Origin of the sequence: Nocardioides sp. YR527 (assembly GCF_900101045.1) — a bacterium.
Lineage (GTDB): Bacteria > Actinomycetota > Actinomycetes > Propionibacteriales > Nocardioidaceae > Nocardioides.
The window spans coordinates 43,506-61,080 of record NZ_FNFN01000003.1 but is presented as its reverse complement, the minus strand read 5'-3'; the positions used below and the strand labels follow the sequence as shown (position 1 = coordinate 61,080).

Genomic DNA, 17,575 nt, shown 5'->3' with positions numbered 1-17,575 from the left:
GCGTGCACGCCGCGAGGACATCGTGGAGGGCAGCCGTGCCGCTGCCCTCCACGATCCAGCGCTCACATGTGCATCACTTGCGGAGGAACTCCTTGAGGGCAGCGTTGACCTCGTCCGCGTGGGTCCACAGGAGGCCGTGAGGAGCGCCCTCGACCTCGACGTAGTCGGCGTCAGGGACCGCCTGGTGGAAACGGCGTGCCGTAGCGTCGATGGGAAGGATGTTGTCGTTCGTTCCGTGCAGGATCAGCGTCGGCTTGCCGGCCGCGCGAACCGCGTCGACATCGCTGCGGAAGTCCTCGATCCAGGCCGGGACGACTGCGTACGCGGCCACCGGCGCGCTGCTGATCGCGACGTTCCAGCTGCCGGTGACTGCCTCCTGGCTGATCCGAGAGCCGAGGTTCTCGTCCAGGTTGTAGAAGTCCTTGAAGAACTGGGTGTACCAGGCGTAGCGGTCGTCCTTGGCGGCCGCGGCGATGCCGTCGAACACGTCCTGCGGGACGCCCTCGGGATTGTCGTCGCGCTGAACGAGGAACGGCTCGAGGGACGCAAGGAACGCGAGCTTCGCGACGCGCTCATGCCCGTATCGGGCGACATACCGCGCGAGTTCACCGGTGCCCATCGAGAAGCCCACGAGTACGACGTCGCTCAGCTCGAGGGTCTCGAGGACCGTGTTCAGGTCGGCGGCGAAGGTGTCGTAGTCGTAGCCGCTGCCGACCTTGGACGAGCGCCCGAAGCCGCGGCGATCGTAGGTGATCACCCGGTGGCCCGCCGCGAGCAGCTCGCGCGTCTGCTTCTCCCAGCTGTGGCCGTTCAGCGGATACCCGTGGATGAGCACCACGGGCTGTCCGGTTCCCTGATCCTCGTAGTACAGCTCGACCGGTGCGCTGTTCTCCTGCCCAACAGTGATGAGAGCCATCATCTTTCCCTTCTGTATGACCAGCACGACGCTGGCAGCTCATTGACGGTGTGCGTGCAGGCTCAGCTCTTGCGGCCCGTGGGTCAGAGCTGTTCGGGTGGTGCCATGCGGTAGACGAACTCGCCGAGGCCGGACTGCGAGATCGCGAAGATCGTGCCGGCGAGGCCCTCTTGGGTGGCAGCCATGCTCAGGTCGCCCAGACGGACCGCGTCGAACCCAGCGTCGTGGCTGAGCTGACTGACGACCTCGTGGGCCTGGTCGTCGCCGGACCACAGGTTGCTCGGTCGTACGCGAGCATCGGCGACCCGGCCGAAGAGCGAGGCGAAGTTGGTGCTGAACGCCTTGGCCGTAGTCCCGCCGGTCACCGACTTGACGTACTCGGCGTTGGAGGGGAACCCGGCCGGAGGCCGGGCGCCGCCGTAGAGGTTGGTGGCGTCGAGCACGATCTTGCCCTCGAGCCCGCTGACCGATGACAGCGCTGCCTCTACCGCGGCTCCTGGGACCGCGAGCAGGACGGCGTCGGAGCCGCTGGCGTCACCACCGGCTCGCCCCAGCCTGCTCACCTGGTGGCCTGCGCGCTCCCACAGATCGGCCAGTCCGCCGCCGATGTTGCCGCGCCCGATCACTGTGATGTTCATGCTGTCCACGTCCTGTCATGGTGTTCGACGAGGCGAAGGGCGCCGGAGGGGCAGCGCCCGATCACCTCTCGCAGGGTCTGAGCGGTTCCCTCCGAATCGGCCTGCGTGGGGTCGATCCACGGCCGCGCGGCAGGATCGAAGACGGCGGGCATCCCGCGTACGCACTCGGCAGCGTGCTGACACACATCACCGTCGAAGGAAACGTCGACCACAGGTCCGGTGTAGGTCTTGCGCGCCATGGTCAGTCCTTCGCCGTCGACGGGGGCACACGCTTCACGAGAGCGACGTACTCGCGGTGGTTCCCGATCCAGCCCTTGATGAACGGGCACAGCGGCATCACCTTGCGCTGGCTGTTGTCGCGGACGTCGTCGAGCGCAAACCTGGCGAGCGCGGAGCCGACGCCTTTCCCCTCCAAGGCGGGGTCGACCTCGGTGTGGGTGAACACGATCAGGTCGGTGGCGAGGATGTACTCCGCGAACCCGACCACGGTTCCGTCCACACGCGCTTCGTAGCGCAGACGCTCTGGGGCATGTGCGACCTCAATATCGATGTCTGTCATCTCTCGTCCTTGCTAGCGGTCCACCGTATTTGTTTGTGCGCACAAGTATCCTACCCGCGCAGGCAAGTTGCTCCTTCGACCGTTAGGACCACGCACCATGCAGTTCGGGATCTTCAGCGTCGGGGACGTCACCCAGGACCCGACCACCGGCTACACCCAGAGCGAGGCGGAGCGCATCCGCAACATCGTCCGCATCGCGCAGCGGGCCGACGAGGTGGGTCTGGACGTCTTCGCCATCGGGGAGCACCACAACCCGCCGTTCATCCCGTCGTCGCCCACGACCCTGCTGGGTCACATCGCGGCGCTGACGAAGCACATCATCCTCAGCACCTCGGTGACGCTGATGACGACCAACGACCCGGTCAAGGTCGCCGAGGACTACGCGATGCTCCAGCACGTTGCCGATGGCCGGCTCGACGTGATGCTCGGGAGGGGCAACACGGTCCCGGTCTACCCCTGGTTCGGGAAGGACATCCGCCAGGGCGTCGCCCTGGCGCTGGAGAACTACAACCTCCTCCACCGGCTGTGGCGCGAGGACGTCGTGGATTGGGAGGGCAAGTTCCGGACGCCGTTGCAGGGGTTCACCGCGACGCCGCGACCTCTCGACGATGTCCCGCCGTTCGTCTGGCACGGCTCGATCCGAACTCCCGAGATCGCCGAGCAGGCGGCGTACTACGGCAATGGCTTCTTCGCCAATCACATCCTGGCCCCCAATCTCGCCTTCAAGCCGCTCGTCGACCTCTACCGCAAGCGGTTCGAGCACTACGGTCACGGCACCGCGGAGCAGGCGATCGTCGGCCTCGGCGGGCAGGCGTTCATCGCCCCCCCGGTCGCAGGATGCGGTCGAAAGGTTCCGCCCGTACTTCGAGGCATTTCCCATTTTCCGCGGGGCGAGCCTGGAGGACTGGAGGACGAGTACGCCGCTGACGGTCGGCAGTCCGCAGGAGGTCATCGACAAGACCCTGACGTTCCAGGAAGGCTTCGGCGACTATCAGCGCCAGCTCTTCGCGGTCGACGGCCTCGGCCTCCCCGTCGAGGTTGCGCTGGAGCAGGTCGAGATTCTCGGAACCGAGGTCGTCCCAGTTCTGCGCAAGGAGATGGAGTCACGCCGCGCACCCGGCGTTCCCGAGGCACCGACCCATGCCTCGTTGGTCGAAGCCAAGTACGGCGACGCCGACCCGCGCCAGCCGCGGCCGAACCCGAATCGTGGCGACAACCTGTCCGGCCCCTCCCCCTACCACGACAGCGACCCGAACGTGGCGGCCCAGTTCCCGGCGGCGCTCTGATGAACGAGGTGACGATCGCCGTCCTCACGGCCGGTGTCAGCGACCCGTCCTCGACCCGGCTCCTCGCCGACCGAGCGGCCCGACGTACCGCCGAGGCCCTGGGTGACTCCGACCTGAGCGCGACGTTCCGCTCGATCGATCTGTCGACGATCGCGGTCGACATCGCCCAGGCGCTGGTCTCAGGCATGCCGAGTCGAAAGGTCACCGCCGCCATCGACGACCTCGCCGACTCCGATGGGATCATCGCGAGCACCCCCGTCTACAAGGCCGGGGTCAGCGGGCTGTTCAAGTCCTTCGCGGACCTTCTCGACAACGACCTGCTCATCGCCAAGCCGGTCATCCTGGCGGCCACCGGAGGCACGAGCCGGCACGCCATGGTCGTCGACGAGCAGCTCCGGCCGCTGTTCGCGTTCCTGCGTGCGATCCCGATGCCGACATCCCTGTACGCCGCCCCCGAGGACTGGAGCTCACCAGATCTGGGCGACCGGATCACTCGAGCCGGCGGCGAGCTGGCCGTCTTCCTGCGCAACGGGACCGGCGCCCAGATCGCCGAACAGAACTGGCGCCACCATCGCCACCAGTTCGGCGGCAACGCCGCGGGCGCACCGCAATCGATCAGCGACGTCGACTTCTCCACCGACCTCATGCGTCTCGCGACTGGGGGCGACACGGAGCACGGAACGTGAAGGTGTTCATCCTCGGCATCAGCGGCGCGATCGGCACCCTGTTGGCCGACAAGCTGACCGCCCGCGGTATCGAGGTCCGCGGGCTGGTCAGGACCGCAGTCCAGCAGGCCGACCTCGCTGCCCGAGGCGTCGAGACCACACTGGGCGAGTTGAGCACGATGTCAGCCCCGGAGCTGGCAGAGGCACTGACCGGATCCGACGCGATCGTCTACACCGCCGGCTCCAACGGCGGTACCCGCGAAGTCACCAAGGCCATCGACGGTGACGGAGTCGTCAAGGCCCTGGAGGCGGCACGCCTGGCGAAGGTCAACCGGTTCCTACTGGTCTCGGTGCTTCCCGAGTCCTGGCGCGAGCGGGACAATCCAGAGGAGGTCGAGTACTACTTCGCCGTCAAGAAGCAGGCCGACATCGCCGTCACCCGCAGCGACCTGGACTGGGTGATCCTCCGGCCGTCGCTGCTGCTTGATGACCCTGCCGTCGGCACGATCTCACTCGGCCCGGCGGAGGCCCATGGCGAGATCGTCCGTGCCGACGTCGCCGAGACCCTCGCCGAACTGCTCCACGAGCCGCGCATCCGACGACAGATCCTCGAGCTCAACACCGGCACGACCCCGATCCGTGAGGCCGTCCGGGCAAACGTGAACAAGGACTGAGCACACGGCGGCGGCGACGAGCAGCCAGCCGACGGCTCGGGCCCGGCCGCAGCCGATCGTCAGCGACCTCGGCGGCGAACCGGCGGTCCGACCTCGGCCTGAGCGATCGCCGCGAGAGCATCAGCGAACGCACCCAGATCGACGTTCTGGAGATGATCCATCACGTGGCGCCGGACGCTCTCCAGGTGCACCGGCCAAGCCCTCTTCAGACACTTCATTCCGGCCGGGGTCAGGCGCGCCAGCTGGCCGCGACCGTCCGCCGTCGAACGGACCCGCTCGACCAAGCCGGTCCGCTCCAACCGCTCGACGACGCGGGTCAGCCCGCTGACCGAGATCGCGACGTAGTTGGCGAGCTCGCTCATACGCAACGAGCGCTCGGGAGCCTCGGACAGGTTCATCAGCACGGTGTACTCCGTGAGGCTCAGACCCTCCGACTGCATGAGATCGGCGTCGAGCACCCGCGGGATCACCACGACTGCACGCCCCAACGCACGCCAGGCAGTCTCCTCCTCGGGCGACAGTGGGGCCACCTCCCCAGTTGCTGCCCGCCGATCATCCATACCAAGGAGGCTAGCGGGTAGTTGCTTGACGCAATAACGATCTCCAATGGCCCTGATCCACCCGGACTACCCGGAAGAGCCCGTCCCCGAGGTCCACGAGGGAGGGGAGGTAGAGGCCCGCGGCCTCACAGCATGCCGGTTAGGACGCCTCCGTCGGCACGGAGCGCGGCGCCGTTGGTGGCCGACGAGAGCGGGCTCGCCACGTAGACGGCGAGGTGCGCGATCTCGTCCGGCTCGATGAAGCGCTGCAGCAGCGACGTCGTGTTGCCCGAGGCGACGGCGCCCTTCAGCTGCTCTGCCGGCACCCCCTGGCCCTGGGCGATGCTCTCGATGGCCGACGCGACGCCGTCGGAGTACGTCGGCCCGCCGAGGATCGTGTTGACGGTGACGCTCGTGCCACGCGTGAGCTTGGCCAGGCCGTTGCCCAGCGCCAGCGCCCCGGCCTTGGTCACTCCGTAGTGCGTCATGTCGGCAGGGACGTTCACCCCGGACTCGCTGCTGACGAAGATGATCCTCCCCCAGCCCGAGGCCAGCATCGCGGGCAGCGCGTGCCGCGACAGGCGTACTGCGCTCATGAGGTTGACCTCGAGGTAGCGCTGCCAGTCGTCGTCGGAGATGTCATCGAACGCCTTGACCTCGAAGACGCCGACGTTGTTGACCAGGATGTCGACCTCGCCGAGCCTGCCCATCAGGTCGCGCACCTGATCAGCATGGGCGAAGTCGGCGGCGATCCCCGACACGTCAGCGGTCGGGACGAAGGCACGGAGCCTCTCGACGGCGTCGTCCACCCGATCGGCGGTTCGTCCGTTCAGGATCACGGCCGCCCCCTCCGCGGCGAGTGCCCGCGCGACGGCGAAGCCGATGCCCTGCGTCGACCCGCTCACGAAGGCCCTCTTGCCGTTCAGACCCATGTCCATCTCGTTCTCCTTCATCGGTCGACTCCGACCATTTGACTTGCTCAGGCAAGTCAAATGTAGACAGATTCACTTGCCTGAGCAAGTTCATCGAGCCGCCCTGCCGTACGCTGCCGCCATGTCCGATCACAATCCCGCCGCCTCGACCGCGCCCCTCGCCGGCGAGGACTTGGAGGCATGGGCCGCCCTGGCGACCGTGCTGGAGTGGCTACCCCCGGCTCTGGACAGCCAGCTCCAGCGCGACGCGGAGCTGACCCACTTCGAGTACGGCGTTCTGTACGCCCTCGCGGAGTCGCCCGAGAGCACCCTCCGCATGAGCGTGCTGGCCGGGTACGCCAACAGCACGCTGTCGCGGCTCTCGCGAGCCGCCACACGCTTGGAGTCGCGAGGGTGGCTGCGCCGCACCCCCGACCCTGCCGACGGGCGCTACACCCTGGCCATCCTCACCGAGTCCGGCGCGGAGAAGGTCCGCCAGGCCTCACCCGGCCACGTACAGGTCGTCCGCAGGCTCGTGCTCGACCGACTGACGGCGTCGCAGACGCGACAGCTGCGCGAGATCGGCCACCGGATCATGCAGGGCATCCGCGAGGAGGAGGGGTGGGCGCCCGCGACCGACGCGCGACCGTAACGCCCGACGTCAGACAGGGCGGTCGAACTCCACGCGCATGATGCGACTGCTGAGCCAGTCCTCGAGCCTGGTCGGTGCGATGGTGCCTGGATCGTGGGGTTGGTTGAGGTCGTCGACGATCACCTCGAGGATGGCGCGCCGTTCGCTCGGATCCGTGACAGGCGTGGCCCGGGCCGGCAGGTCGGCACGCACGCCGTGCTTGAGGTGGAAGACGAACGTCGGATCCGCCAGGAGGTTGGCATACCAGCTCGTGGCGCCGCCGCCCGCCCCGCTGCACAGGTAGGTCCGACCGTGCGCCCGATAGAAGAAGATCTCGAGTCGCCGAGGCAGTCCGGTGCGACGCCCCGTGGTGGTGATGTCGATGATCCGCTCCCGAGTGCCCGCCGCCGGCGTGATCTCCACGGCCCGACGCACTTCGTCGGGCCACAGCGCGAGGGGCGAGTCAGCGCTCACGCGGCCTGGTCCTTCAGCGCAGGGCCGAGCAGCAGCCCGCCGTCGACGACGTACTCACCACCGGTGATGAACGACGACTCCGGCGAGGCCAGGAAGAGCAGCAGACGGGTCACGTCCCCCGGCTCACCGAGGCGCGGGACGGCAAAGGGCTCGGGCGAGTAGAAGTCGGAGATCGGGGCGTCGCTGCCGGCGGCAGGCTCGGTGATGAACGGCGTGGCGATGACTCCCGGATGGATCGCATTGACCCGGATGTTGTCGCGGCCGAGTTCCAAGGCGGCGGTCTGAGTGAGTCCGCGGACCGCCCACTTGCTGGCGACGTAGGGCGCGTAGTGCGCAGTGCCGCCGATTCCCGAGGTGGAGGCGATGTTCACGATGGCACCGCCGCCCGCACGCCGCAGAGCGGGCGCAGCCGCCTTGATGCCCAGGAAGGTGCCGGTCAGGTTGATGTCGAGGATGCGGTCCCAGGTCCGCCGGTCGGTGCTCTCGATGAGAGCGGCCGGGTTCTGGACACCGGCGTTGTTGACCAGCACCGTGATGGCACCGAACGCCTCCTCGCCCACAGCCACGGCTGCGTCCCACGAGCTCTCGTCGGTGACGTCCAGACGGACGAAACGAGCCCGTTCGCCGAGCTCCTCGGCCAGCGACGCACCCCGAGTCGCGTCGATGTCGCCGATGAGTACGTTCGCGCCGGCCGCATGGAACGCGCGCACGTGACTGGCGCCCTGGCCGCCGGTGCCACCAGTGACGAGGACGGTGTGATTGTCGAAGGTCGACATGAGAACTCCTTGAAGAGAAGGTGGTGAGTCGATCGACTCACCATTAGGAGACTAGATGACCCGAAGTGGTGAGTCAAGCCACTCACCTCGCTACACTGGACTCGTGAGTTCCACTACGTCGCCGTACCACCAACGGGTTGCTGACGAGAAGCGCGCCCTGATCGTGCGGGCAGCGACCGGGCTGTTCCTCGAGCTCGGCTATGACCGGTCCTCGCTGGCACGGATCGCCGAGAGTGCGGGCGTCTCGAAGGCCACGCTGTTCAAGCAGTTCCCGACCAAAGCCGCGTTGTTCGACGCGATCGTGACCGAGTCGTGGACGAGTGCCGACGTACTCGAGGTGCCAGAAGCCGGAGACGTCTCTGCCGGGCTGACGACCATCGGCCAGAAATACGCCGCACTGCTGACCCGCCCCGAGATGACGGATCTCTTCCGGATCGTCATCGCCGAGCTGCCGCGCTTCCCCGAGCTCGCCCGGGCACAGTTCGCCCAGGGCAAGATGCCGTGGTTCGAGTCGGTGCGGGACTATCTCCTCGCCGAGGCCGAGGCCGGGACCGCAATCGTCGCGGACGCAGACCTGGCGACGACCCAGTTCCTCGGGATGATCTCGAACTACCTCTTCTGGCCCCGACTTCTCGTCCCGGACTGGTCGGTGAGCAGCACCCGCACCACCGAGGTCATCGCCGAAGCCGTGACCACGATGGTCACGCGGTACGCCGCGCACAGCTCTGGCGACTAGCGACGAACCGCCCGGAGCAGCCGCACCCAGCAGCACCTGCCGGCAATGATCGTGCCCCGGGACGTGCTCGGACGTGTCCGTTTCGGTAGTGACTCGCGTACGCGTCTGCGCTCAGGTCGACGAGGGCACGAAGGGCTCGGTGAAGAACCCGAAGAAGGCCCCTGTCGGAAGCGGGGGCGAAGGGCCGGACTCCGGCGGACTCGCCGCCGGCCGACCCGGAGCCGCAGATCAGCAGCGGACCTGCGGCTCCGGTCGTGCGACAGCTCGCAGCGTGGTCAGATCGCCTGCGCCGTGGGCAGGATGGTGATCTCGGTCAGGTTCACGTGCGCCGGGACAGCGGCCAGGAACGCGACCGTCTCAGCCACGTCGGCCGACTGCAGGACGTCGATCTGCTCGATCAGGTCGGCCATCAGCCGGGAGGCGTCGGCGTCGGTGACGTGGTCCGGCAGCTCGGTGTCGACCATGCCGGGCGCGACGCTGGAGACCCGGACGTTCTTGCGGCCGAGCTCGGTGCGCAGGAGACGGACGAGCTGGGTGATGTAGGCCTTCGTGCCGGAGTAGACCTGGAACTTCTCCAGCACTCGGGTCGCGGCGATGCTGGAGGTCACGACGAGGTCGGCCGGCTTGCCCTCCGCGGCGCTGGCCTCGAGGTCCCGCACCCACGCCCGGATGGTGTTCATGACGCCCTTGATGTTGAGGTCGATCTGGGCGTCCCAGTCGTCGACCTCGAGGTCGACGATCTCGGAGATGAGCTGAACGCCCGCGTTGGCGAAGACCAGATCGACGGTGCCGAGCTCACGACCCACACGCTCCCGCGCCGCGTCCATCGCGGCCCGGTCGGTGACGTCGGTCGGGATCGCCACGGCCCGTCCGCCGGCCGCGACGATCCGGCCTTCCAGCTCCTTGAGGCGGCCCTCGCGACGGGCGATCAGGGCGACGCTGGCGCCGAGCTCCGCGAGTCGCTCCGCGGTCGCCTCGCCGATGCCGCTCGAAGCGCCGGTCACGACGGCGACACGGCCGGCCAGGGGTGCTCCGGTGAGGACCTGCGCGGTGGTGGTGTTGGTGTTGTTCTCGGTCATGAGGTGGCTTCCTGTTCTTCGGTGGACCGGGTGACGTGACCGACGCTAGGAACGCGCAGCACCTCGAACCAGGACATGTGCTTCCTGGGTGCGCGCCTCCCACCTTCCGCGCGAACATGGGTGTACGGCGTCCTGTTTGCGGCGCGACGGCCTCCCTACGGTGGCGACATGGCAGACGAACACGACACCGAGCTTCTGGTCCGCGACGCAAGGATCCTCAGCCTGGATCCCGCGTACGACGGCCGGGTGAGCAGCATCCGAGTGGTGGGCGAGCGGATCGCCGCCGTGGCGGACGCGGGGCTCGCCGCAGGATCGCCGGCCCTGGAGATCCCTGCGGCCGGCGCGACCCTGGTCCCGCTGCTGGACGCGACCGTGCTGAGTGAGCACCCCGGACGGGACGGGTCCCCGGTGCCCACCCCGGGCAGCCAGGCAAGCTTCGTGGTGGTGGCCGGCGGCGTGACGCGCAGCGCGGCGCTCCACCAGCTCGTGGTGGCTCCTGAGCATCTGGTGCTCGCCGTCGTCGACGGGCAGATCGTGGCGCGCGACGGCGAGCCGATCGTCGACAGCCGCGCCCACGCCGACGCGGTCGGAGCCCTCGACCCCCGGTGGGGCACGTGGGTGGACCGCACCGGCTACCTGCACCAGCACCTGCACAGCATCGGGCGCTACGACGAGACCCGTGCCGGACGGCGCAACGCCTACGTGGGTGCCTTCTGGCTCTACCGGAACCGCATCGTCTACCTCGACGACTCGGGCTTCTGGGCGTTCGGTCGGTTCGTCGACGAGGAGCTGCACCACGCCGGCTTCGTAATGGAACGGAACTAGGAGAGAAGACATGTCACACCATGACGAACCCATCGAGTACCCGATCGAGAACGTGCACCGGCTGATCGAGCCGGGACCGGTCGTCCTGGTCTCCACCGCCGGCGACGACGGGCCGAACCTGATGACGAACGGCTTCAACATGCCCGTGGTGCACGGCGGCGCGCTGGCCCTGGTGCTCGGCCCCTGGGACCACTCCTACGCTGCGCTGCGCCGGACACGGGAGTGCGTCGTGGCTATCCCCTCTGCTGACATCGCGGAGAAGGTCGTGGACGTCGGGAACACCACCGGCGCGGAGATCGACAAGTGGGAGCGCTTCGGGTTCACCCCGCTCCCCGCCCGGCAGGTCGCCGCGCCGCTGGTGGCGGAGTGCTTCGCCAACATCGAGTGCCGCGTCGCCAACGACCGCTTGGTGGACGACTACCACCTCTGGATCCTCGAGCCGGTCCAGGTGTGGCTGGATGAGCGACGCAGGGGCTCCGGGGAGCTGCACCATCGCGGCGACGGCACCTTCTCCACCAACGGCCGAACACTGGACCTGCGATCGAGGATGACCCGATGGCACTACCTCACGACCTGAGAGCGTCGAGCTGAGCGCCGTGGCCACCGACGTACGCGACCCCGTCGCCCTCGCCTCGGCCCTCGACCGCATCCACGACCAGCTGGGTCTCCTGGACCTCGTAGTCGCGGGCGCAGGGTGCAGTCCGAGCGCCCGTCGACTTCCGTCCACCGGATCCTTAGGATCACGTCATGACGGCAACCACGCTTGGCAGTTTCCTGCGGGCGCGCCGCGCGGCGGCGAGTCCCGAGTCGCTCCCCTTCCCCACGTCAGGCGCCCGTCGCGTGCCGGGCCTCCGGCGTGACGAGGTCGCGCTCATGGCCGGCGTCAGCGTGGACTACTACACCCGCCTGGAGCAGGGACGCGAGGACAGCCCCTCCCAGCAGGTGGTCGATGCCCTGGCCCGCGCGCTCCAGCTGACGAGCTACCAGACCGAGCACCTGTACGACCTCGCCAACCTCAGGTGGGCGCCGCCGCTGGCCAGCACCCCGCAGCAGGTGGACCCTGCGCTGCTCACCATGATGGAGTCCTGGGAGCGGTCGGCGGCGTTCGTGCTGGATCCGCTTCTCGACATCGTCGAGATGAACACCACCGCGGCTGCGCTCTTCGCTCCGTTCCGCAACACCTCCAACCTCGTCGAGATGGTGTTTCTCGACCCACTGGGGCGCACGTTCTACGCCGACTGGAACCGCGCGGCCGAGTCGTGTGTCGCAGCGCTGCGTGCCACGGCTCGACTCTCGGCCTCGCCCGAACGGCACCGCGAGCTGATGGACAACCTCCTCGCCGATCCCGACTTCGCCGCCCTGTGGAGCGCTTACGACGTAGAGCCGAAGACCCGCGACGAGAAGGTTCTGGTGCACTTCGTCGGCGGCGAGATCACCATCAACTTCCTCACCTTCCACGTGGCCCACCAGCCCGGTTTCGAGCTGGTGGTCTACCAGGCCGCGCCGGGCAGCCTGAGCGAGCGCCGGCTGCTCGGTCTCGCCGAGCACCGTCCCCCGCAGGAGGACGCCGCCCCCGACGAGGTGTCGGTCAGCGACGGCGGCTGACGCCGTGGGTGGGTGCAGCACGGCCATCCTCCGGAGCCCGTCGCCCGCCTACCGTTGACGTGTGGTCAACCATCTCGGCGACCTCCTACGACGCCATCGACTCACCGCCGGCGGCTCGACCCCCGACGGACCGGCGAAGTTGCGCCGCGAGGACGTCGCGGCACGAGCCGGCATCTCGACGGGCTACTACGCGCAGCTCGAGCAGGGACGCCGGCGCAATCCCAGTCACCGCGTGCTCGAGGCCCTCGCTGCGGCCCTGGGTCTCTCGGACGGGGAGCGGCGAGAGCTCCTCGCGCTCGCTCCCCGCCCGGCGGCGCCTCGCTCGCGACCCCACGCCGCACCGCCCGCCCTCCCCCGCGCCCTCAACGCGCTCGACCACCTGCCTGCGAGCATCCTCGACGCCGGTTTGAGGGTCGTCTCCGCCAACTCGCGGTGGCGCGGCCTGCACGCCGGGTTCACCGCTGACGAGAGCCTGGCGGACATGAGGTTCCTGGACGCCTCTGCGCCCGACTTCTACCTCGACTGGCACCACGCCGTCGGCGCTGTGCTCTCGCTGCTCGCTGCGGCGGCCGAGGCGGACGGCGGCACCGAGACCGGGCAGGCCGTTTCGGAGATCCGCCGTCTCCGCGCCGAGAGTGCCGCCTTCGAGCGCATGTGGGCCAGGGGCCCCGCCCCCGCGGCCCAGCGCCAGGTACGCCTGCGGGTGCGCCATCCCGTGCTCGGACGTCTCAACTACCGTCACGACCTGTTCTTCGGCGACCAGGGAGGCCGTGCCAGCCTGCACGTCCTCTTCCCGATGGACAGCCAGACCGCGGCCCTCACCGCCCTGCTCGACCTCTACGCCCCGTCGGCAGGCGTGCGCCCGTCGTGAAGGAGCGGACCTCGCCGGGCTCCTCGAACTCGATGTCCTCCAGCGTCTTGCCATTGGTCCGCGTGCCCCGCCAACCCAGACCGGCAGCGCCGACGACGCGAGGCGACCGAGGTCGCCGACCGGCTCGCCCGGTTGCTGGAGGACGGCGGAGATGCACCTGAAAGCAGCCCCGAGGGTGACCAGGACGACGATCCCCGCAGAGGGCCGCTGACGTGTTGCTGAAAGCAAGAGCGATAGCAAGGGCCTCTTTTCGGGGTCCTTTGCGGAGACGACGAAGGCCCCTAACCGGGCGCGGTGGCTGGTCAGGGGCCTCTTCGTGTTCTGCGCGCCTGTAGGGATTCGAACCCCAAACCTTCTGATCCGTAGGGACCCGGACCGTGCCACTTCCGCGCTGTTGAGCGGGATGGCTGGCCCGAAACACCCGAGAAATCGGGTCTCGGCCGACGTTTTCGAGGGCTTTGGCGGGGAGCCTGGCGGGGAGATTCCACCCCACCCCTTCGGCGGATCCCCGGCCGCTCGTCGACCTTCTAGCTCTCGTCGGGCTGGGGGTGAGTTGGCAGGAGTAAGCGCTGAGCCTTCCCGAGAGTGGCCCCATCGGCGGGGGTTCGGGGGCTTGCCCCTGACGTGCGGGAGTCGATGCCGGTTCGACTCGTCGAGGGCTGAAGAGCGTACGCCGCTACGGCTGCCCCCGCCCTCTTCATCAGCCAAAGAACTGGGATGGGATGGAGGTGCGCCCGGCCTACTTGGCTCGTCGGAGCCCGTTGCGGATGAGAAGCACGATCAGGACGAGGACGACGGCCAAGCCGACAAGGACCGTGGCTGCGATGCCGAAAATGAGCAGCACTTCGGGCACCGTCGGCGTCAGGGGCGAGAGCTCGGTCATGGCGGGAACGGTAGCGGCTCGATGGGCTCGAGGTTGCGGTAACGGTTGATCGGGTCGGGGCAGCTTGTCCGCCTGGAGAGTGAGCGCTTGGTCTACGGACTGAGCGCTCTTCTCGTTTTGGCCCGGTGCCGTCGGGACGGGGGTGCGCGGGAGGGACCGGCCGCCAGGCCGCATGCCCGGGAGCGCGGGGGTCCCTGGCCCGCCGGCGGCGGGCCTGCGCGCGGCAGCGCGCCTTGAGTCAGTAGAGAAAGTTCTCACGAAGCGGGCTGCGCCTAGCGGCGTCGCTTTGCCTGCCCATTCTGCTCAACATCGCGGGCCTTTTCGGCTAGCCAGAGCCGGAAGTCAGGGATCGCGAGCATAGGTTCGTGTTCCGAGATCTGGAACCGGTAGACGAGCGACGAGTAGGTCTCTACCGCTGGTCGGCCAGCCCACTCACGAAGCGAACCGCCCACCTTTCCGTTGCACACGCTGACCAAGTGCGTAACGTCCTGCGGCGCGTAGGCAGATAGGGCGTCGTTGAGGATGTCACCGACGGCACGCTGGTCCCCATCCTCTCGACTCGGCGGCACCAACGTCTCTGCCAACTGGAACCAGTCGACGCGATAGCCGTTTAGTTCCGCGGACCCGTATGCGACGCTGTCCTTCTTGAGCCGCGTTGGGGCGTCAGCGGCATAAAGCGACACATCCGTGCCAGGGGTCGCGAGCCTGAATCCTCCGCGATACGCGACGAACGCCCACCCGGCGAGAAGAGTCCGGCGAAGTCCCCTGAGAGCGGCCAACGTCGAGACGTTGGCAACCTCGAGCTCCTGGAGAATCCCTGTCATGTCGTCACCGTGGGCCCGAGTTAGCTCCAGAAGCCACCTGTCCGGGAGCAACAGACACGACGCGAACACATCGGCCTCGTCCTCAGACGTGTAGTGACGCAGGTCCATGAGGCCTGCCTCAGACTGGACCTGGCAGTTTGCACGCGGCAGATGCCAGGGGAGCGTCAGGTGGCCCAGCTCGTGGGCCAGTGTGAAGCGTTCACGTTGGGCGTTCGTCGTCGCGCGATAATAGATCTTTGGCCTGTCACTGGAACCCAGCCGGAGCATGATCGCGTCCGTGTCTTCGAACGGCCACTCCATGCGCTGAAGGTCAGCCCGCTCAGCAACGAGCGCTTCCACGTCTACAGGCGGTGTCAGGTCGAGCCGACGGACAAGGAGGTCAGCGACCCGGCGTGCGACAAGTTGCGGTGCCGGTCCCTTCTTCTTGCTCACTCGGCGAGCTGGTGGGTCTCACGAAGCCAATCAAGGACCTCTTCGGCCTTGCCTTCGGCGTTGCTGCGGGCGGCGAGAGCGTAGTCGTCGCGACCCGTCAGAATCTGTGCAACTGGAGTCTGGTGCCGGTGGGCAGCGATGATGAAACGCAGCGCTTGCGGCTTCTCCGCCCATAGCGAACCTTCATCATCGGTGAATCCGAGGTACTCGTCGAGCGTTACGTCGACTTCCGCCTCGTGCCACTGGTCTACCCAGTCGTCAACATCCTCCAGGAGCGCGTCTCCGGAGAGACACGCGTCTACGAAGGTCGTCGCAGACCTAGACATCGATCTTCCTCCCTTTGATCGCGTTCTTGATTCTCTTACCAGTTACAGCATCGAACACCCCGACATGCATTCCCCGTCGGTTGTAGCCCTCGATGTGTCCGTGTAGCCAGTCCCATTCCCACAGTCGCTCGCCACTTGGGCTTACCCATCTCGCGTTGCCACGTCGTTTGAGTTTGATTTGAGTATCCAGGAAGCATGGCTTGGGCGGTGGGATTGGAGGCATAGTCCTTTGCCATATGTTGATGTGCCGTGTATCACATCAGTGTAGTTCGGTATCTAGCATCTCGCCGACACCATTCTTGGTCAATGGCCTAGTTCCAAGAAGCGCGATCTACGTCCGCTTCCGTGCAACCTCATACGGGTAGTCAGGCAACCGGACCGCGACGGCGGTCGCATCGTCGTGTCGCTTCCCCCGGCCGCTCGTCTCAATGTCCTCATCGACGTTACGCGTCTCCAAGATGAGGACTTCGGGGCCCTTCTCGATCAGGCGCATCGCATCGGCCCAAGGACGACCATGACGTTCCACGAGGGTTGCAGCTCCATCAGTGAGCACCGCCGCCAACTCCACAGCCTGATCCTGGAGGTTCACTGACCCGCTGACCGCTTTGTGCGCGGCCTTCGGCTGGGTGCTGGCGACCCAGAAGCCTTCATCGGTGTTCCGGACAGCAGCAACGCCAGCAAACGAGTAGTCGGTTAGGCGGTCGAGTCGATCGTCGGTGAAAGCGCGGACCGTGCCATCGACAAATCGAAACACAACCGACGAGTCGGCGAGGGCCAGGTAGTCAACATGGCTTCGCCCACGTCGGCGGAGGAGCGCCACTGTGGACGACGGGCTGTTCGGGTTGCTCAGATCGCAGGTGTTCTCGTGGCTCTCGCAGACTCGACGGATTGCCACCTCCAGAGCAATAGGAAGATCCGCTTCCTCGTCGGCCATCAGCTGGCCTGCGAGCTGGACGGCGAGGGACCTGACGAGCCATGGCACGTCATGGATGCAGCCCGTTTCAAGCCCAGCCGCTGGAGAGGCCCCGTCGAGCACGATGACGAAGTTCTGGCCAACCAAGACCAGGTCCTCGTTCACCTCGTGAGTAGGCGACGTCTCGCTGTAGATCCTGGTCTCGATGCTGCTGGTCACTCGGGGGCCTCAAATTCGTAGGCGAACGTGTGGCGATTGCCAGCCATCACGGATCGGAAGACCTCAAGCGGTCCGTTGGCCGTGAAGGCTATGCGGTGAAGCTCAATCACCGGTACCCCAGACGGCAGCTGAATCTCCCCGGCTTCTTCGGGCGTCGGCTGGCGCGCTTCGAGCTCCTCGCGGAAGTGGACGATGTGGTGGCCCGCCTCTTCGAGGCGCGCGTACGACCCACCAGGACCGGTGTTCTCCTCAGTGACCAGGGTGCCGCGCACGACCTCTGGGAGGTAGTAGCTGTCTGCGAGCTGCGTGGGCTCGTCCTCCACCCAGGTTCGGCGGCGACGCACGAACGTGTCTGCGCCCGCCTCGATCCCGAACCACTCAGCAACCCATGCCGGCGCGGGCGTGATGCCGAGTTCGAGGATCTCCTGACGCCAATCGAGCCCAGCGGTCTCAGCTTCGGCCTGGAGCGGGGCCTGGCCGCCCTCGCGAATGCGCCGCGAGTAGCGGCCCGAGCCGAGACGGATCAGCGGCGGCCGGCGACGTACGAACACACCGCTACCGGTGCGGCTATCAACGAGGCCCTCAGCTTTCAGCGCCGCGATTGCCTGTCGCGCGGTCTGGTAGGCGACGCCGTACCGCTCCATCAGCTGCGCGGTCGACGGGAGTTGTTCCCCCTCCGCCAGCACGCCGGCTCGGATCTCCCCACGCAGGTCTTCAGCGATCTGCTGTGAAGGAGAGAGGCGGCCAGGTCGATTCGAGGACATGACACGAATTCTGCCACCTAACTAGTCAA

Annotated in this window: 24 protein-coding genes and 1 pseudogene; 10 read left to right on the top strand and 15 right to left on the bottom strand. The window is 67.4% G+C overall.

Going from position 1 to position 17,575, the window contains the following annotated elements; all coding sequences use genetic code 11:
* Positions 1–73 precede the first annotated feature (73 nt).
* The 4 genes from BLT25_RS08900 to BLT25_RS08885 all read right to left on the bottom strand — a co-directional run bounded on the left by BLT25_RS08900 (position 74) and on the right by BLT25_RS08885 (position 2,113).
* Positions 74–916, bottom strand: coding sequence for an alpha/beta fold hydrolase (locus tag BLT25_RS08900; RefSeq protein ID WP_091046181.1), 843 nt, complete (start codon positions 914–916; stop codon positions 74–76).
* An 83-nt stretch (positions 917–999) separates the two neighbouring features.
* On the bottom strand, positions 1,000–1,554 hold the full coding sequence (locus tag BLT25_RS08895) for an NADPH-dependent F420 reductase (protein WP_091044536.1): 555 nt from the start codon (positions 1,552–1,554) through the stop codon (positions 1,000–1,002).
* A complete protein-coding gene (locus BLT25_RS08890) occupies positions 1,551–1,793 on the bottom strand; it encodes a (4Fe-4S)-binding protein (RefSeq protein WP_091044533.1) in 243 nt (80 codons plus the stop codon). Before BLT25_RS08890 ends, BLT25_RS08895 begins: the two co-directional genes overlap by 4 nt.
* 2 nt (positions 1,794–1,795) lie before the next feature.
* Positions 1,796–2,113, bottom strand: coding sequence for a GNAT family N-acetyltransferase (locus BLT25_RS08885; protein ID WP_091044531.1), 318 nt, complete (start codon positions 2,111–2,113; stop codon positions 1,796–1,798).
* Between the two features lie 97 nt (positions 2,114–2,210).
* Here BLT25_RS08885 and BLT25_RS30680 point away from each other — a divergent pair.
* From BLT25_RS30680 to BLT25_RS08875, 4 genes and pseudogenes are all read left to right on the top strand, one after another.
* Positions 2,211–2,918, top strand: a pseudogene (locus BLT25_RS30680) (LLM class flavin-dependent oxidoreductase); the annotation flags it as partial.
* A gap of 292 nt (positions 2,919–3,210) precedes the next feature.
* Positions 3,211–3,399, top strand: a complete 189-nt coding sequence (locus BLT25_RS30675) for a hypothetical protein (protein WP_371113339.1) — start codon at positions 3,211–3,213, stop codon at positions 3,397–3,399.
* Positions 3,399–4,085 (top strand): CE1759 family FMN reductase, encoded by a 687-nt coding sequence (locus tag BLT25_RS30335; RefSeq protein ID WP_256328520.1) that lies wholly within the window; start codon positions 3,399–3,401, stop codon positions 4,083–4,085. The genes BLT25_RS30675 and BLT25_RS30335 overlap by 1 nt, the downstream gene beginning before the upstream one ends.
* The gene (locus BLT25_RS08875; RefSeq protein ID WP_091044525.1) at positions 4,082–4,738 is read left to right on the top strand and encodes an NAD(P)H-binding protein; all 657 of its coding nucleotides are present in this window, start codon (positions 4,082–4,084) and stop codon (positions 4,736–4,738) included. Before BLT25_RS30335 ends, BLT25_RS08875 begins: the two co-directional genes overlap by 4 nt.
* 59 nt (positions 4,739–4,797) lie before the next feature.
* On the opposite strand, the gene BLT25_RS08870 is transcribed toward BLT25_RS08875, so the two are convergent.
* Together BLT25_RS08870 and BLT25_RS08865 are read right to left on the bottom strand one after the other, a co-directional pair.
* A complete protein-coding gene (locus BLT25_RS08870) occupies positions 4,798–5,298 on the bottom strand; it encodes a MarR family winged helix-turn-helix transcriptional regulator (protein WP_176883737.1) in 501 nt (166 codons plus the stop codon).
* 125 nt (positions 5,299–5,423) lie between these two features.
* The gene (locus BLT25_RS08865; RefSeq protein WP_091046179.1) at positions 5,424–6,215 is read right to left on the bottom strand and encodes an SDR family NAD(P)-dependent oxidoreductase; all 792 of its coding nucleotides are present in this window, start codon (positions 6,213–6,215) and stop codon (positions 5,424–5,426) included.
* A 115-nt stretch (positions 6,216–6,330) separates the two neighbouring features.
* On the opposite strand from BLT25_RS08865, the gene BLT25_RS08860 reads away from it, so the two are divergent.
* Positions 6,331–6,840, top strand: coding sequence for a MarR family winged helix-turn-helix transcriptional regulator (locus BLT25_RS08860; RefSeq protein WP_091044521.1), 510 nt, complete (start codon positions 6,331–6,333; stop codon positions 6,838–6,840).
* A 9-nt stretch (positions 6,841–6,849) separates the two neighbouring features.
* On the opposite strand, the gene BLT25_RS08855 is transcribed toward BLT25_RS08860, so the two are convergent.
* Complete coding sequence (locus BLT25_RS08855; protein WP_091044520.1) at positions 6,850–7,293, bottom strand: nitroreductase/quinone reductase family protein; 444 nt, start codon at positions 7,291–7,293, stop codon at positions 6,850–6,852.
* Positions 7,290–8,069: an SDR family NAD(P)-dependent oxidoreductase gene (locus tag BLT25_RS08850; protein ID WP_091044517.1), complete on the bottom strand. Its 780-nt coding sequence runs from the start codon at positions 8,067–8,069 to the stop codon at positions 7,290–7,292. The genes BLT25_RS08855 and BLT25_RS08850 overlap by 4 nt, the downstream gene beginning before the upstream one ends.
* Before the next feature lie 103 nt (positions 8,070–8,172).
* Here BLT25_RS08850 and BLT25_RS08845 point away from each other — a divergent pair, with 103 nt between their 5' ends.
* Positions 8,173–8,805: a TetR/AcrR family transcriptional regulator gene (locus tag BLT25_RS08845; protein WP_256328519.1), complete on the top strand. Its 633-nt coding sequence runs from the start codon at positions 8,173–8,175 to the stop codon at positions 8,803–8,805.
* Between the two features lie 275 nt (positions 8,806–9,080).
* Here the strand turns inward: BLT25_RS08845 and BLT25_RS08840 are convergent, their stop codons facing one another.
* Complete coding sequence (locus BLT25_RS08840; RefSeq protein ID WP_091044511.1) at positions 9,081–9,884, bottom strand: SDR family oxidoreductase; 804 nt, start codon at positions 9,882–9,884, stop codon at positions 9,081–9,083.
* A gap of 168 nt (positions 9,885–10,052) precedes the next feature.
* Here BLT25_RS08840 and BLT25_RS08835 point away from each other — a divergent pair, with 168 nt between their 5' ends.
* The 4 genes from BLT25_RS08835 to BLT25_RS08820 all read left to right on the top strand — a co-directional run bounded on the left by BLT25_RS08835 (position 10,053) and on the right by BLT25_RS08820 (position 13,185).
* Complete coding sequence (locus BLT25_RS08835) at positions 10,053–10,709, top strand: Atu4866 domain-containing protein (protein WP_143033688.1); 657 nt, start codon at positions 10,053–10,055, stop codon at positions 10,707–10,709.
* 10 nt (positions 10,710–10,719) lie between these two features.
* Positions 10,720–11,286, top strand: a complete 567-nt coding sequence (locus BLT25_RS08830) for a flavin reductase family protein (protein ID WP_091044507.1) — start codon at positions 10,720–10,722, stop codon at positions 11,284–11,286.
* Between the two features lie 170 nt (positions 11,287–11,456).
* Positions 11,457–12,314, top strand: a complete 858-nt coding sequence (locus BLT25_RS08825) for a helix-turn-helix transcriptional regulator (protein ID WP_091044505.1) — start codon at positions 11,457–11,459, stop codon at positions 12,312–12,314.
* 61 nt (positions 12,315–12,375) lie between these two features.
* On the top strand, positions 12,376–13,185 hold the full coding sequence (locus BLT25_RS08820; RefSeq protein ID WP_091044502.1) for a helix-turn-helix domain-containing protein: 810 nt from the start codon (positions 12,376–12,378) through the stop codon (positions 13,183–13,185).
* 739 nt (positions 13,186–13,924) lie between these two features.
* Here BLT25_RS08820 and BLT25_RS29815 read toward each other — a convergent pair.
* From BLT25_RS29815 to BLT25_RS08795, 6 genes are all read right to left on the bottom strand, one after another.
* Complete coding sequence (locus BLT25_RS29815) at positions 13,925–14,068, bottom strand: hypothetical protein (protein ID WP_176883734.1); 144 nt, start codon at positions 14,066–14,068, stop codon at positions 13,925–13,927.
* Between the two features lie 272 nt (positions 14,069–14,340).
* Positions 14,341–15,324, bottom strand: coding sequence for an ImmA/IrrE family metallo-endopeptidase (locus BLT25_RS08815; RefSeq protein WP_143033687.1), 984 nt, complete (start codon positions 15,322–15,324; stop codon positions 14,341–14,343).
* Positions 15,321–15,650: a hypothetical protein gene (locus BLT25_RS08810; RefSeq protein WP_218131286.1), complete on the bottom strand. Its 330-nt coding sequence runs from the start codon at positions 15,648–15,650 to the stop codon at positions 15,321–15,323. Before BLT25_RS08810 ends, BLT25_RS08815 begins: the two co-directional genes overlap by 4 nt.
* Positions 15,643–15,873, bottom strand: coding sequence for a colicin E3/pyocin S6 family cytotoxin (locus BLT25_RS30670; RefSeq protein ID WP_091044497.1), 231 nt, complete (start codon positions 15,871–15,873; stop codon positions 15,643–15,645). Before BLT25_RS30670 ends, BLT25_RS08810 begins: the two co-directional genes overlap by 8 nt.
* Before the next feature lie 108 nt (positions 15,874–15,981).
* Positions 15,982–16,782: a protein phosphatase 2C domain-containing protein gene (locus tag BLT25_RS08800; protein ID WP_256328518.1), complete on the bottom strand. Its 801-nt coding sequence runs from the start codon at positions 16,780–16,782 to the stop codon at positions 15,982–15,984.
* Positions 16,779–17,546 (bottom strand): GntR family transcriptional regulator, encoded by a 768-nt coding sequence (locus BLT25_RS08795; RefSeq protein WP_091044494.1) that lies wholly within the window; start codon positions 17,544–17,546, stop codon positions 16,779–16,781. The genes BLT25_RS08800 and BLT25_RS08795 overlap by 4 nt, the downstream gene beginning before the upstream one ends.
* Positions 17,547–17,575 lie beyond the last annotated feature (29 nt).

Bases quoted from the DNA above. Each gene is read 5' to 3' on its own strand.
- BLT25_RS08900 (WP_091046181.1), bottom strand. From the start codon at position 916: ATGGCTCTCATCACTGTTGGGCAGGAGAACAGCGCACCGGTCGAGCTG.
- BLT25_RS30675 (WP_371113339.1), top strand. From the start codon at position 3,211: ATGGAGTCACGCCGCGCACCCGGCGTTCCCGAGGCACCGACCCATGCC.
- BLT25_RS08810 (WP_218131286.1), bottom strand. From the start codon at position 15,650: ATGTCTAGGTCTGCGACGACCTTCGTAGACGCGTGTCTCTCCGGAGAC.
- BLT25_RS30335 (WP_256328520.1), top strand. From the start codon at position 3,399: ATGAACGAGGTGACGATCGCCGTCCTCACGGCCGGTGTCAGCGACCCG.
- BLT25_RS08825 (WP_091044505.1), top strand. From the start codon at position 11,457: ATGACGGCAACCACGCTTGGCAGTTTCCTGCGGGCGCGCCGCGCGGCG.
- BLT25_RS29815 (WP_176883734.1), bottom strand. From the start codon at position 14,068: ATGACCGAGCTCTCGCCCCTGACGCCGACGGTGCCCGAAGTGCTGCTC.
- BLT25_RS08890 (WP_091044533.1), bottom strand. From the start codon at position 1,793: ATGGCGCGCAAGACCTACACCGGACCTGTGGTCGACGTTTCCTTCGAC.
- BLT25_RS08795 (WP_091044494.1), bottom strand. From the start codon at position 17,546: ATGTCCTCGAATCGACCTGGCCGCCTCTCTCCTTCACAGCAGATCGCT.
- BLT25_RS08895 (WP_091044536.1), bottom strand. From the start codon at position 1,554: ATGAACATCACAGTGATCGGGCGCGGCAACATCGGCGGCGGACTGGCC.
- BLT25_RS08835 (WP_143033688.1), top strand. From the start codon at position 10,053: ATGGCAGACGAACACGACACCGAGCTTCTGGTCCGCGACGCAAGGATC.
- BLT25_RS08840 (WP_091044511.1), bottom strand. From the start codon at position 9,884: ATGACCGAGAACAACACCAACACCACCACCGCGCAGGTCCTCACCGGA.
- BLT25_RS08870 (WP_176883737.1), bottom strand. From the start codon at position 5,298: ATGGATGATCGGCGGGCAGCAACTGGGGAGGTGGCCCCACTGTCGCCC.
- BLT25_RS08865 (WP_091046179.1), bottom strand. From the start codon at position 6,215: ATGGACATGGGTCTGAACGGCAAGAGGGCCTTCGTGAGCGGGTCGACG.
- BLT25_RS08830 (WP_091044507.1), top strand. From the start codon at position 10,720: ATGTCACACCATGACGAACCCATCGAGTACCCGATCGAGAACGTGCAC.
- BLT25_RS08885 (WP_091044531.1), bottom strand. From the start codon at position 2,113: ATGACAGACATCGATATTGAGGTCGCACATGCCCCAGAGCGTCTGCGC.
- BLT25_RS08850 (WP_091044517.1), bottom strand. From the start codon at position 8,069: ATGTCGACCTTCGACAATCACACCGTCCTCGTCACTGGTGGCACCGGC.
- BLT25_RS30670 (WP_091044497.1), bottom strand. From the start codon at position 15,873: ATGCCTCCAATCCCACCGCCCAAGCCATGCTTCCTGGATACTCAAATC.
- BLT25_RS08860 (WP_091044521.1), top strand. From the start codon at position 6,331: ATGTCCGATCACAATCCCGCCGCCTCGACCGCGCCCCTCGCCGGCGAG.